The organism is Streptomyces sp. NPDC008079 (assembly GCF_042957385.1).
GTDB lineage: Bacteria > Actinomycetota > Actinomycetes > Streptomycetales > Streptomycetaceae > Actinacidiphila.
This window is the reverse complement of the sequence record NZ_JBIBIC010000037.1, coordinates 1-12,782: the sequence shown is the minus strand read 5'-3', so window position 1 is coordinate 12,782 and position 12,782 is coordinate 1. Positions and strand designations below refer to the sequence as shown.

The 12,782-nt window shown below is 71.1% G+C and carries 12 protein-coding genes; 7 read left to right on the top strand and 5 right to left on the bottom strand.

The window, feature by feature from the left end; translation table 11 throughout:
* Nucleotides 1-128 precede the first annotated feature (128 nt).
* Nucleotides 129-815, top strand: coding sequence for a hypothetical protein (locus ACFZAM_RS36940; protein WP_391052940.1), 687 nt, complete (start codon nt 129-131; stop codon nt 813-815).
* 137 nt (nt 816-952) lie between these two features.
* Here ACFZAM_RS36940 and ACFZAM_RS36935 read toward each other — a convergent pair whose 3' ends face one another.
* Nucleotides 953-1,912: a hypothetical protein gene (locus ACFZAM_RS36935; RefSeq protein WP_391052937.1), complete on the bottom strand. Its 960-nt coding sequence runs from the start codon at nt 1,910-1,912 to the stop codon at nt 953-955.
* A gap of 133 nt (nt 1,913-2,045) precedes the next feature.
* Between ACFZAM_RS36935 and ACFZAM_RS36930 the strand changes: the two genes are divergently transcribed.
* On the top strand, nt 2,046-2,600 hold the full coding sequence (locus ACFZAM_RS36930; protein WP_391052934.1) for a hypothetical protein: 555 nt from the start codon (nt 2,046-2,048) through the stop codon (nt 2,598-2,600).
* A 205-nt stretch (nt 2,601-2,805) separates the two neighbouring features.
* Here the strand turns inward: ACFZAM_RS36930 and ACFZAM_RS36925 are convergent, their stop codons facing one another.
* Nucleotides 2,806-3,330: a hypothetical protein gene (locus tag ACFZAM_RS36925; protein ID WP_391052932.1), complete on the bottom strand. Its 525-nt coding sequence runs from the start codon at nt 3,328-3,330 to the stop codon at nt 2,806-2,808.
* Between the two features lie 291 nt (nt 3,331-3,621).
* Here ACFZAM_RS36925 and ACFZAM_RS36920 point away from each other — a divergent pair, with 291 nt between their 5' ends.
* On the top strand, nt 3,622-4,092 hold the full coding sequence (locus ACFZAM_RS36920; protein WP_391052929.1) for a hypothetical protein: 471 nt from the start codon (nt 3,622-3,624) through the stop codon (nt 4,090-4,092).
* A 780-nt stretch (nt 4,093-4,872) separates the two neighbouring features.
* Here ACFZAM_RS36920 and ACFZAM_RS36915 read toward each other — a convergent pair.
* On the bottom strand, nt 4,873-5,052 hold the full coding sequence (locus tag ACFZAM_RS36915; RefSeq protein WP_391052927.1) for a hypothetical protein: 180 nt from the start codon (nt 5,050-5,052) through the stop codon (nt 4,873-4,875).
* 356 nt (nt 5,053-5,408) lie between these two features.
* Here ACFZAM_RS36915 and ACFZAM_RS36910 point away from each other — a divergent pair, with 356 nt between their 5' ends.
* The 4 genes from ACFZAM_RS36910 to ACFZAM_RS36895 all read left to right on the top strand — a co-directional run bounded on the left by ACFZAM_RS36910 (nt 5,409) and on the right by ACFZAM_RS36895 (nt 8,925).
* Nucleotides 5,409-5,597, top strand: coding sequence for a hypothetical protein (locus tag ACFZAM_RS36910; protein ID WP_391052924.1), 189 nt, complete (start codon nt 5,409-5,411; stop codon nt 5,595-5,597).
* 466 nt (nt 5,598-6,063) lie between these two features.
* The gene (locus ACFZAM_RS36905; protein ID WP_391052922.1) at nt 6,064-6,936 is read left to right on the top strand and encodes a replication-relaxation family protein; all 873 of its coding nucleotides are present in this window, start codon (nt 6,064-6,066) and stop codon (nt 6,934-6,936) included.
* 103 nt (nt 6,937-7,039) lie between these two features.
* Nucleotides 7,040-7,486: a hypothetical protein gene (locus ACFZAM_RS36900; protein ID WP_391052919.1), complete on the top strand. Its 447-nt coding sequence runs from the start codon at nt 7,040-7,042 to the stop codon at nt 7,484-7,486.
* A gap of 401 nt (nt 7,487-7,887) precedes the next feature.
* Nucleotides 7,888-8,925: a replication-relaxation family protein gene (locus ACFZAM_RS36895; RefSeq protein WP_391052916.1), complete on the top strand. Its 1,038-nt coding sequence runs from the start codon at nt 7,888-7,890 to the stop codon at nt 8,923-8,925.
* 185 nt (nt 8,926-9,110) lie between these two features.
* Here the strand turns inward: ACFZAM_RS36895 and ACFZAM_RS36890 are convergent, their stop codons facing one another.
* Together ACFZAM_RS36890 and ACFZAM_RS36885 are read right to left on the bottom strand one after the other, a co-directional pair.
* Nucleotides 9,111-9,914: a hypothetical protein gene (locus ACFZAM_RS36890; RefSeq protein ID WP_391052912.1), complete on the bottom strand. Its 804-nt coding sequence runs from the start codon at nt 9,912-9,914 to the stop codon at nt 9,111-9,113.
* A complete protein-coding gene (locus tag ACFZAM_RS36885; protein ID WP_391052909.1) occupies nt 9,911-12,430 on the bottom strand; it encodes a Helicase associated domain protein in 2,520 nt (839 codons plus the stop codon). The genes ACFZAM_RS36890 and ACFZAM_RS36885 overlap by 4 nt, the downstream gene beginning before the upstream one ends.
* Nucleotides 12,431-12,782 lie beyond the last annotated feature (352 nt).

The following is a 12,782-nucleotide window of genomic DNA, read 5'->3' as shown; positions in this document are numbered from 1 at the left end:
GACCGGCCGCGACGCCGCCCTGCGCAGCGGCCGGCCGGGCCGGCACATCTGGCAGGGCGCCGCATTGTCGCGCTCGAGGGCAGCGCGGGCCTGCTAGGTGGTGGCGGACCGGGTGAGGCGTGCACCGCGTGGCAGTCACCGCGGTGCAACCGCCGGGACCCGGCCAGAGCAGGAGCGAACGCGACCATCTGCACCGCCTGCTCGAACGGGAACTGTGGATCTTCGGCGAGGCCTACCACCTGATGAGTAGCGAGCGGGGCCTGACCGAGCTGCTGCGCAACCACCTCCGGCTTGAGGGCTTGCCGACCGCCGGGGTAGAGCCGGTCAAACGCTGGGACAGCCGGTCTGGCCGTACTGACCTCCACCTGGCTGTGAAGATGCGGGAGTTCGAACGCATCCGTCATCTCGTGGTCGAGCTCAAGGCGCCGAACGTCACCCTCGGGCGCCCGGAACTCGATCAGCTGGAGGACTACGCGAACGTCGTGCTGAAGAACCCTGCTTTCGCCTCAGAGAGGGCCGAATGGGACTTCCTCCTGGTCGGTACGGACTGGGACGACGTCGTTGAGAACCGGATCAGCGAGGACGCTCGCTCTCTTGGGCGCGTCTTCAATCCGGCTCGGAAGCAGGGGCGGCCCCAGGTACGTGCCTACGTACGTCGCTGGCGCGACGTCATAGACGAAAACCGTGCCCGTCTCGCATTCGTCACGCGCAACCTGGAACACGATCCAACCCTCGAAGAGGGCTTGGGCCACATCCGTGCGCAATACGCGGAACTGCTGCCGTCCGGGCTCCGCGAAGATCCGACCCAGACATGATCGCTGCCACGCCGCGGCGGAAGGCGAACCACCGCACGGTTTCGGGGGAGACCACACACCTCTATCCTTGCTCCGCTCCTACGGCCTGAGCAGGCCGGCGCCGGTGAGGACCGCACCCGGTTACGGTGGTGGGCGGATCAGCCGCCGGTCAGGGCTTGTACGTCGGCTTCCATCTGCTTGCGCCACCTGTGCTGCCGGTTGACGACCGCCACGGTGCGTCGTTGGACGGTGCGGACCGCGTCGCGGGTCTTGGGGTGGCTGTAGTAGCTGCCGAGAGTCTCGGTGGTGTCTCCGAATGCGCCGAGGACTGCGATGGTGGCGGCGGTGATGATGTCGGGGTCGGCGTGCATGGACAGCTGGCCCTCGGGGCTGAGCTCCACGGCCTGCTGCAGCATCCACGAGATGCTGTGGCTGGCGGCGGAGGAGATGCGGTACCAGGCCGGCGGATGAGCGGCGCGCTTGCGGACCGCGTCCACGAGGTTGAGTTCAAGGTTGCAGGTGACGCCGTTCAGCAGCACCCGGTTCGGCCGGCCCTTGTTGTCCAGCCCCAGCGTCGCGCCGGCGCCCGTGACGGTCCGCTCCGCTTGACGCCAGGCCGCTTCTGCCTTCGGCAGCGTGACGTCCGGCTGGAACTCCCTGGATGCGGTCAGGTGCTGCTGGATGCTGCCCAGCCACGCCGCGGCGATGCGGGCCGCCCGGGCCTCACTGGAGACCTCACCCTCGTGCAGGTAGGAGATCCTGACGCATCCCTCCATCACCACACGCGATAGAGAGACCAGCGGCCAGACCGACACCGGCTCGCCCACCAGGGCGCGCTCCATGGCCAGAACGTGGTCGGCGGCGTTTCCCAGCACCACCGACGTGGACCAGGTCCCCCAGGAAAGCAGCCGACGCCGCGCGGCGCGCTGCCGGTGATCGGATGCCGACACCCACCCTTCGTCCACGGCGGCTGTGCTCCCGGCTGGCACGGGATTGGGGAAGCTGCCGGCGAAGTCGAGAAGCGACGTCCTGGCGTGGCGCAGGGTGCGCGCCGACTCGTGGACTATCTCCTTCGGGACTCCCAGCAGCCGTGATGCGGGAACATCGTGCGTAGTCACAGCAGGACCGTAGGCGCCGCGCCGGCGTTCACCAACACGATTCCCGTCGAGCAGTCAGGGCTGTGTGCTTGTACGGGCGGCACCGGACGGATCCCGGTCGCGGTGTCGGTGCAGGTCACTACGCTCGCCGGGCATGACGATGACGCAGCAGGAGCTGGACGATCAGGTCCAGACGTTGGAGTTGATCAACAACGAGATGGCGGCGCGTCTGGCCCGCCAGTCGGACTCGATCGGCAAGGTCGACACCAAGGCGGTCGTGGTCGTCGGCTTCGTGGCCACGGCCGCGCAGTTCCTGGCCGCGCACAAGCCGCAGCCGATCCTGGCCAGCATCGCCTTCGCGGCCTACGCCGTCGCGCTGGTGGCGGGAGTGATGGCGTTCCGCGTTGCCGAGTACAAGGACCTGGAAGCGGACAAGGTCCTTGAGCACAATGTCCGCCATACCAAGGCGCAGGCCCTGGCGCAGCTCGCCGCTACGCGCTCGGGGATCTTCGTTGAAAACCGTGCGCGGCTGAACCGCAAGGGCACGTGCTGGACGGTCAGCCTGTGCGCGGTGGCCGTCGGCCTTGTCCTGTCGACTGTCGCCCTCATGGTCCACACTGGTGACCATGAGCGAAGCACAGAACGAGGGAGCCGGTCAGGCACCGCCGCCGCCTCCGCCACCACCGGCTCAGCAGCAGAGTTTCGCTGACACCTTCGCCAACCCGGCACTCGTCGGCACGGAGAAGAAGAGCGACGACCCGCCCGCGGTCACCCGGGTCGACCGCCCCGGAGAGACCCGGCAAGGCTGAGCGAGCGGCCCTGCTCTTCGATGCTCCCGGTGCCCAGCACCGGGAGCATCTGCATGTCCGCAGCACGCGGCGAAGTGCTTCCCGCCGCCGCACAGGCGGCCTGGATCAGGAGCGTTCGGCGGCGTATTGGCCGCCGATGGTCCACCAGCTGGTGAGGTCCAGGCCCGGCGGGACCGGCTGGCCGAACATGCCGGCTGCGTGGGCGACGGCGTCCATGGTGACGTAGCGGTCGGCGTCGCAGTCCTGCAGGTGGCGGCGGATCCGGTCGTCGTCCCAGCCGAGCATCTGGAAGAAGGCGCCGTTGGTGCCGGCCATCATCTGGGTGTAGGCGTGGGCGTCGGTCATGGCGTAGGAGGACAGGCGGGCCCACTCGCACAGGTTGTGGGGGAGTCGCTGTCCGAGCGCGATCACCTCGTTGAGGTGCTTGATGGCCCAGCGGGCGAGGTCGGCCTGAGCGACCAGCAGCACCGGCGGCACTGCCTGGCCGTCCCACACCGGGGCGGTCGCCGCGCGGGAGGCGCCGCGGGCGGGCGGGAGCTGCTGGCGGACTTGGCGCAGCGCCTGCGCGTGGGAGACCCCGAACGCGTCTTGGTAGCGGCGGGCGTCGTTGTGGCGTGCGTGAGAGGACATGGAGAACCTTCCGGCTCCGGTGCCGCCGCCGTGATCTGCGGCGTGGCCAGGAGGCCACAACGGCGTGCTGCGATGCCGCGGAGCAGCTGGGGCCTACTTCCCGCCTCACGGCGTGCGGGGTGCGTTTCAGCCGGGGCACCGTCGCAGCGCTTCGAGCGGCACCGTCTGCTCAACGAGACCGCCGCGGCGCGGTCACTTCTGGGCGCTGTGTCACGCGGGGTGGTCTGTTGGTGGACGCTGTGTTGCGTCAGGCTGGCTCGGTTCGTTCGACGCGACGAGGGAGGGGACGCCATGGCGTACCGGGACTGGACCTACCACGGCTTGCAGTTCGGGCCGGAGAAGCAGCGCAATCAGCCTGACGAAGCGTGGGAACCGGGGCGGATCTGGGTGGAGGAACCGGAGTTCGGCCCCACGGAACGGCAGGACGTCACTGTGCTGCGGGAGCTGGAGTCCGGCCCGTACGGCGACTTCGCGTGGGGTTACAACGGCAACGGGACCAGCCGGGCCGCCGCCGCGATCCTCGCGGACGCCCTGGAACTGGGGGACCCGGTCAAGGCCGGCATCTCCGTCGACGACGGCCTGGAGGACGACGTCCTGATCCGACTGCGCGAAGCGTTCTGCGACGAAGTCCTCTCCCAGGACTGCGCGGAGTGGCGGCTGCGCCGTGTTGTGGTCCTGCGGTGGGCGCGGTCCTGGTACGGCCAGGCTGCCATCACAGCCCTGCCGGACGGTCTCCAGCTCCCGGCCCTGGACGACGACTGACAGCACCCGCAGCTACGCGGCCCTGCGCAGCGGGCGGTCCGGGCGGCACAGCGGGCAGGGTGCGGCGTCGTCGCGCTCGAGAACGGCGCGGGCCTACTCGGTGCTGGCGGGGCGGGTGAGGTCGCGGGCGGCGCGGCAGTCGCCGCGGTGCACGATGCGGGCCGGGCCGACGTCGCCGGTGAAGTACACCTTCTCCTCGACCTTCCAGGCCGGGGTGATCCCGGGCCTGGACGGTCGGCACTTGGTCGTAGGGCTGGCCGTCGATCGGCTGGCACAGGGATGCCGGGGCGCGGAAGTCGACCGGCGCGGGCAAGACCAGGAGCCGGCCCCGCTCGCTGCCCTGGCTGGGCAGGTGGATCTGCAGGGCGTACCACCAGCCGTCCGGCTCCCTGATCCGGGACTTCACCACGGCGAACAGGTGTTGCCCGTCGGGGAGGGTCACGTCGACCAGCGGGCCGTCGGCCTGCGGCAGCGCAGCCGGCTGCCCCACGCCGTGCTCCTGGTCCTGGTCGTCGCTCACTCCTCCAACCTAGTTCGATTCCCCGTTCGATTCCACGGTGGAACGGTGCGTTCCCCCGGACCCGCCGCGCGTTCCACGGACATCACTACCGCAGGTCACAGCCCCGGAACGCTGGAAAGCGGCGACCCGGGCGTGCGGGTGAGCGACCCCTCCGGCTGCTCACCCGCACGCCCTTGGGCTGCGCGAATCGGTCGGGAACGGTGGGGAACGGTGGGTATGGGCGGGGAATTGGGCAATAAGGGCGTGATGGAACAGTGCGGCTACCGGCGGGCGCTCGGCCGCCGGCGGGAGCGGCGGCTGCGCTGGAGTTCCCGCAGGGCCGTGCGGATCTGGGGTGCGGTCGGCGCCGGGCGGCCGCGTGCGGCCAGGTCGTCCAGCAGGTTGTCCACCAGCCGCGTCAGGTGGTCGATGTGGTGGCTGGTCCGGGGGCTGCGCCTCATGGCCGTCTCCTTCGGTCGGGTACGCGGGGCCGGTTGCTGCCCCGCCCGTAGGCCACCCGCGACAGAAGCCGGCGTTTCCCGGCGTCAATGAACAAAATTGAGGCGTGTGTGACGGGTGTGACGTCCGGATAGGGGCCGCGCCACGGAGCCCATGCGGCACTGGCCCCTTGACCACCCCCTTGACCACGCCGGGCCGTGGTCGGCCGCGCCCCTCTGCGAACTGGGACGTAAGGGTGTGGAACGTCGCGGGAGGGCCAGGAACGGGCAATTGGTGTGGTCAAGGGGGTGGACAAGGTGAAAACGGGCGTCGTGGAACGCTGTTCCTCGCGCCGAGTCGGCGGGCTACTGTCCTTCGCATGGCACACACGAACTGGTCAGTGGAGTACCCGGTCGACCCAGCGGCCTCGCTCACGGGCCCCATCCCCGTCGGCGCCAAGCTGCTCAGCAGTCTTACGGCCGCGCTGAGCGAGGCTCCCCTCGATCAGTGGGCGTTCGAGATCGACGGCGAGCCGGTCGACGGCTACCAGACTTCCAGGAGCGCCTGACCGCGGCGACAGACGTCCGCGCGGGGCAGTACGTGGCTCGCGCTGGCGGGGTCATCGTCCAGTCCACTTGATGAGCGGCGTAACGGGGCTGGTCGGGCTGGTGGGCGAAATTCCTCAAGGACTACTGTCACACGGGAAGATCGTTTCGGGCCTGTAGCAGGTGATGGCGGAGTTCTGTCCGCCCCGCACCTGGAAGGCGTCCTTGATGGACCTGACCGATCCGACCCGCCCGCGCAGCGCGACCGCCGGGCCCCCGGTCACTGCGAGCCCCGCAGCCGGCCACACGCCGGGCCCTGTGGCAAGCCACGGACCCCTCCCGCCGACGGCGGGCATCGTTCCTGCTCACACCCCTTGTCCGCCCGTTCCGCAGGACTGCGACACCTCTTCTCCCGCCCTTGAACGCTCGGAGAAGGAGGGGTTCTCCTCTTCGGGGCCTGCCCGGGGGGCGGCGGGGCGCGGCCGACGGGTGGCGCGGGCGGGCGCCGAGATCCGCGGCGAGGTGCTGGTGACGCTGGCCCGGCTGCGGCTGGCCGAACCCGAGCAGCTGCGTGCGCTGCTCCTGGACCACCAGGAGGGCACCGACTACGTGCGCCGCGCCCTGCGGAACCTCGCCGCGGAGAAGCCGCCGTTGGTGGGCCGGGTGCAGCGGGCACAGCAGTCGTACTGGTTCTGCACGACCGCCGGTCTCGCGGAAGCAGCCGCCTCCGGGCTGCTGCCCGCGTTCAACGGTTCCGCCGGCGGCCGCACGACGGGGAGGAAGGCGGCGGCGAAGACGGGCTTGCGCGAGCACGGCCTGGCCCTGGTCGACACCGCCTTGGCCTTCCACCGCTCCGGCGCCGCCGACGCGGGCGACTGGCAGCTGGAGGCCGCGCACCCGACCCCGGCCGGCCCGCTCATCCCCGACGCCGTGGTGCTGCTCGCCACGGGAGCGTTCGCGTTCGTGGAGCTGGACCGCGGCACGATGTCGTACGCGCGGGTGCTGGCGAAGCTGGACCGCTACGCCGCCTACCGCACCGCGCCGCCGTCGGGGCGGGGGAACGCCGCGAGGGCGCCGCGCTCGCACTGGCAGGAGCACTACGCCGGGCCGTACCTCGAGCAGGACTTCCCGCGGCTGCTGGTGGTGTTCGCCCCGGCGTCGCGCCGCGCGGCGCCGCCCACCCGGGAGGCGGAGTTCCTGGCCCGCGCAGCCGGCCGGCAACCGGTCCGGCACCGTCGCCTGGTGGTGGCCACCACCACGACAGCTCGGCTGGCCGCGCACGGCCCGACCGCGGCGGTGTGGCGGGTCGCCGGCGCCGTGGAAGGCGGTTGGAGCCTGGACCGGCTCCCGGCCCCCCAGTGATCCGATGAGCGGATCTCCCCTCTTACCCCGTACGCACCCCCGGTCGGGTGGTTTCGCCGCTTCGCGCTCTGACGCTGGCGGGCGGCGCGTACGGTCTCCGGCTATGGGCGACGACATCGAGCTGACCGACGATGAGCACCTGCGGGCGCTGGCCGCGCTGGAGGCCGTCGTCGGCAACAACGACACCGGCCTGGCGGTCCTGGCTGCGAGCGGGGCGGGGGAGAAGGCGCTTCCGAAGCTGCTGGCCGCGTACGGGAAGCACACGCTGGAGCGGATCCTGGTCGCCGCGTTCGGCATCACCTCCGAGACCGGCCCCGGTGAGACGGGCCCGCGGCTGGCGGAGCTCAACGCCGACCCGCAGGCCCGCCTGGCCTTCCTCCTGGCCGAAGCCCTGCGTCAGCAGGCGGTTCTGGCCGGCGACGACCTGGCCACCGCCAAGCACATCGGGATGTCGATCCTGGGGGCGGTCCACGCCTTCACCGACGCCGACAACGACGATGCCCTGACCCTGCTGCGCGCTCTGCGCAACGAGGTCCTGCGCCCCGGCTGACCGGCCGGGCCGGTTCGACACGGCTCCTGCCGGTGCCCCTTCCGGGACCACTGCCACGCCTCCTACCGGCCAACCTGGCACCGGTCAGGGCGTTTGCGCAGGTCAGGCCGCAAGTAGTGATGTCACTGGAAGCCTCGACATCCCCTCTTGCCCTCCACCCCCTGCTGCACCCGATGAAAAGGAGACGGGTGCGGCTGGGTGGTGGGCGAGGCGCGAGGGGCTAACGGGCGGCTTCGTGTGCCTCCGGCGGCCCTGGCGGGGCGCAGGCCGCCGCTGTGTGCGTCGGCCGGGGAAGCCGGAGCAGCAGGGCGCTGCGGGCCCATCAGGCGGGCGCTGACGCTGCTTTGACGGTGGGCCGGGCGAGACTGGACTGCCTGATCACCGCAAGCGGGGAGGCAGGCGTGAGCCAGACACAGGAGCATGGGCAGACCGAGGCCGAACAGCCGGGGAAGCCGAAACCGAAGCGGGTGCTGTACCCGTACGGGTCGGCGTCACCGGAGCGGGACGACACGATCACCGTGCTCGGGGCGCTGAAGGTCGCCACCGCCACACAGATCATGCGACTGGTCCGCCCGCACCTGACCGACAACAAGTCGATCCGCAACGCGCTGCTGGACTTGGCCAAGCACGGCCTGGTGGTCTCCGAGGGCAACACCGCCGGACCCCGGGGCCGGATCGGCGCCCCGGGCCGTAGCGGTCCGGCGGCGCAGAAACTGTGGCGGCTGACGGCGGCCGGCCTGGACTACGCCGACCAGATCCTCGAGGAAGGCGTCGACGGCGGCCTGGCCCGCGGGGTGGCCCGGGGCGGCGCGAAGCACGCGATGGCCGTGAACGAGACCGTCACCGCGTTCGTCCGCGGCGGCACGCTTCCCGGCACGGCCGCGGGCATCTGCGGCATCGGGGCGTTCCGCACCGAGACGCACCTGCCGATCGCGTCGGGCAGCAAGGCGGCGGTGCGGGTCGACGCCGTGCTGCGCGCCCCGGCGGCCGGGGTGCCGGTGCTGATGATCGAGGTCGACCGGGGCACGGAGTCACCCGAGCGGGTCGCGGAGAAACTCGCCCGCTACGACCAGTACTTCGCCCGCCCGGTCTACGACGGGAAGCGGCACAACGCCATGATCGGGGAGGTGGAGAAGCTGCACTGGCGCACGCTCTTCCCGCCCACCGGCCGCCCGGGCACGCCGCCGGTGGCCCTTGTTTTCACCGGGGCCGGCCGCACCGCGCTGGCGGGCCGCATGAACCGCGTCCTGAATCTGACGGCTGAGCACTGGCAGCACAGCTTCCTCGACTTCCACACCGGGCCCGGCAGCGTGCCGCTGCTGCTGGCGATGCTGGACGACCTCACCGCCCACGGCCCGAAGGGCCCGGTCTGGCACAGGGCCGGCGGCCACATGCCGCTGCGCGGCCTGGTCCAGGCGCTGGACGACACCCGGGAGTGAATCTCACCCTTGGGACAGCGAATCTCTCACCGATGACAGCGGGCCCGCCCGTGGCTGCCTGGTGTCAGCAGAGCCGGGCCGGGTTGGCCACCTCGTGTCAACGGGACAGCCACGGCGGCACACACAGGCCGGGCCGGGGCTCCCTGCTCGGAGTCCCGGCCCGGCCGCGCTGCTGCGTGTGGTGGTCACCGGGTGGGGCGGCGGACACCCCAGACGTAGGCGAGGTCGTCCAGCAGGACGTCCTCCAGCTCGCCCTCCCACAGCCCGTACAGCAGCAGCCGCGCGGTCTCCATCCGTTCGCAGACCACGAGCGTTTCGGGCTGGCCGACCAGGGCGTAGCGGCCGTGTGCGGCGGGCGCGCTGCCGGGCCCGTGGGTGCGGAGCAGCTTCTCCAGGCGCTCGCGGTGCCGGTGGGCGAACGCCTCCAGGCGCTGTACGTAGCCGTCGTGTTCTTCCTCGCGTACCGCGGACAACGCGACGGTCAGGATCTCGCTGGACGCCTCGGTGGTGAAGAACTGGTCCGGGGTGGTCAGGGCCCACGTGCACCGCAGCGCCGCCGCCAAGACCTCCGCCGGGTCCAGAGCCGACCCAGCCGGGGCCGCGGGCGGTGCAGCCGGCTGCACCGCCCGCCCGGCTGGCTCCCGGAGGTGGGCGCGCAGTTCGGCGCTGGACGCGGCCCGGCCGCGCTGAGCGGCAGCGTCGTCGGCGATGCGCAGCAGATAGCTCGACACCGCCCGCACACCGGCGAACCAGCCGTCCTCGAACGGCTGCTGCGACCCGTGCAGTGCACTGCTCTCCGACACCCAGGTGTGCGCCCCGGCAACCGCCCCGGCCTCCAGCCGCGAGACCAGCACGTCCGCCTCCGCCGCCGTCACCCCGGCGGTGGCCAGCACCTCGAACAGCCGCAGCCGCGCGGTCACCGCCTCGCCCTGGTGCCGACTGATCCGGGCCAGCTCTTCCCCGTACGCGTCGTGCTGCGTGCCCGTCACGCTTCCTCCTTGGCCCAGCGCATCCCCAGCTCGGTCAGCTCCTGGCGGCGCTGCTCGCTCAGCTTGTCCGCCCGGCGCCTGGCGTTGTCCACGAACATGCCGAGTTTGTGTTCGACACCGTCCACCATTTCGACGTGTTTCCGGGGCACCTGAAGGTGCCCCTCGCGGCCGTGGAACTGCCGGGCGGCCCGAACGTTCGCCGCCCACTTGTCCGCCTGCGTACGGGCCGCTGGCGGCCTCTCGTCAGGGTCTGCCGGGCCGATGCCGAGCATCATCTCCAGCATCCACTGCTGCGCGGGCAGCAGCGCGTCCCAGCCCAGGCGCTGCGCCTGGACCCACGCTCCCAGGTCCTCGCCCTGCACCGTGGCCTCGCCCGGCCCCGGCAGCGCGGCGCCAGCCTCGATGACGCCCCTGCACAGCTTGTAGCAACGCTGCCAGGCCACCGGCCAGGCCGGGCACCACGACGGGTCGATGGCCTCCAGCGCGTCCCGGCGCTCCTCGGTCAGCGCGCCCGTGGTGGAGCCGACCGGCAGCCCCTGCTCGCGCCGCGCCTCGATCTCCGCGAGCCTGCGCCCCGCCGTCCTCAAATTCTTGGCCCACACCCCCACCGGGTGCCCGTTGAAGACCGCCGTGGTGGGCGGGAGGAAGTGCCCGTGCGCGGCCGCCCACCCCTGCGCTGCTGACAGTCCCTCGGCAAAAGCGACGTCCCAATGCGACCAGACCATCTGCAAGTTTTCGAGCTCTTTGGCGCGCGCGGGCTTCATCTCGCCCGCGTTGTAAAACCGCCTCTGGTCAGCGATCCACGTTCCCAGCGGGAAATCAGCGGGCTGCCAGTCCTCCGGCGTGGTGAAGCCGTACGGGACTTTCAGATCCCCGTTCTCTTTCACGTACCGGGTCGCTGCCTGGACTCCCTGACGCCAGTACGTGTTTTCCGGGCGGAGAATCCGCAGGTTCATGAACTGCGCCAGAATCGCCGGATCGCGCGGGGTGGAGAACGACAGGAGGCTCTGCGCGGGGGCGGAGGTGCCGCGTTCCTCGCCCCGCCCGGCCGCGTCGCGCTCGGCGGCTGTGGGCTTCCGGTAGCGGCTGGTGGACTGCTCTTCCGCCAGCTGCTCGATGGTCTCAGTGTCGTGACTACGCAGAGCAGCCAATACCTTGGCCAGAGAGTTGTACCCCTTGGACGTGAGCATGGCGTCCGGGTCTTCGTCCTTCCCCAAAAAAACGGGGACCACCAACGACGCCACCTTGCCCTCTCCCGGTTTCATCCGCAGGGCCCGGCCGACGATCTGGAGGATGTCGACGGCGGAACCGCGCACGTCACCGAAGAACACAGAGTCACAACCCGGCGTGTCAACGCCCTCTCCGAGCACGCGAACCGAGCTGAGCAGCCGCAGCCGCATCGGGACCAGGTCGCCGTCGTGCCGCTCGCCGACCGGGTCGGCGAAGGTGGCCAGCGTGGCCTTGCGGCGCTTCGGCTTGTGCTCCCCGCACAGCCAGTCCGCCCACACCCGCTCGGGCTCCGGGTAGGTCGTCGCGTCGTCCTCGTAGAGCCTGCGGGCCACCGCCGGCACCCCGGCCGCCATCGCTTCGGCCTCGCTGGTCCGGTAGTGGAAGGTGAGCATCCTGCGCAGGCCCTTGTCGGCTGCGGTCTTCACCGCGGCGGTCTGCAGGGCCGCGAGCCGGCTTCCGCGCACGTTGTCCGACCGGTTGCTGATCCCCAGCAGCGCGGCCGCCTGGAGCTCGGGGTCGGTGACGTCGACGCACACCACCTGATAGGCCGCGACCAGGCCCAGACTGCGGGCGGTCGAGAGCGTCAGCTTGTACGCCACGCTGCCGAACAATCCGTCCGGGTCGTCTTGCATGCTGGCCACCAGCACCGGAGTGCCGCCGCCTTCCTCGGCCTCCGCCGCCTCCCACACGCGCGGGGTGGCGGTCATGTAGAGCCTGCGGTCGGCCGGCACCTTGGTGTTGTCGTGGATCGCCGCCCACGGCTTGCTGCCCCGGCCACTGGTCCTGTGGGCCTCGTCCACGACCACCAGCGACCAGGGAGAAAGACCCGCCGCATGGGCCCGCTGGAGCGTCCCCAGACCCACGCTGGCGTACGTGGCGAACACCGTCACCCGCTCGAGGCCGGCCGTCCACTCCACCAGCTCGTCCACGTCCGTCGTGCATGAGAACCCGGGCGCATCCTCACCCCGAAGTGAGCAGATCCCGTAGAAGGGGCCTGTACGGCCGCCGGCCCGCCATGCGGCCGCCATCTGTGCCAGAAGGTCCAACGTCGGGACCAGAACCAGAACACGGCCCGCCCGCAACTTCCTTGCGGTCAGCACCGCCATAAAGGTTTTCCCCGAACCGGTAGCCGCGATGACCTGAGTCCGCAGACCCTGCGCGGGCATTTCCCGACCCGGCGGCAATTCCAGTTTCCGCGCTGCCGCGTCAGACGCCTCAATCTGATGCGGCAGCGGGTCCATAACCAATTCTTCGCGCTCTGATTCGTTCTCGACTACGGCCACCATGATTGTGACGCTCCCCCATCCCGGGACGATGCGCGCCCCGGGCGGGTGTGCTCCGGGGGTGGTGTCTGAGTCCAGAGGTTAGCGCAGTCTCAAAATTGACGCACCTCCGAACTACCCCCACGACCGGAACTGTCCGAAACCGATCCGCCCCCACCGCACACCGCCCACCCCCGACCCGTCCCACACCCCAACCCGACCACCCCCGCCCACCCCCACACCCCGCCCCCACCGGCCCAGGGCCAGCCTCACCACACGCACCCCTCCCCTCCTAGCCAGCCTGCTTGTTGCCCGCCCCCACAGGGCTGCACCGAACCCGTGTTCCCGCACGGCCTACGGGGCGCGGAGCGCACCG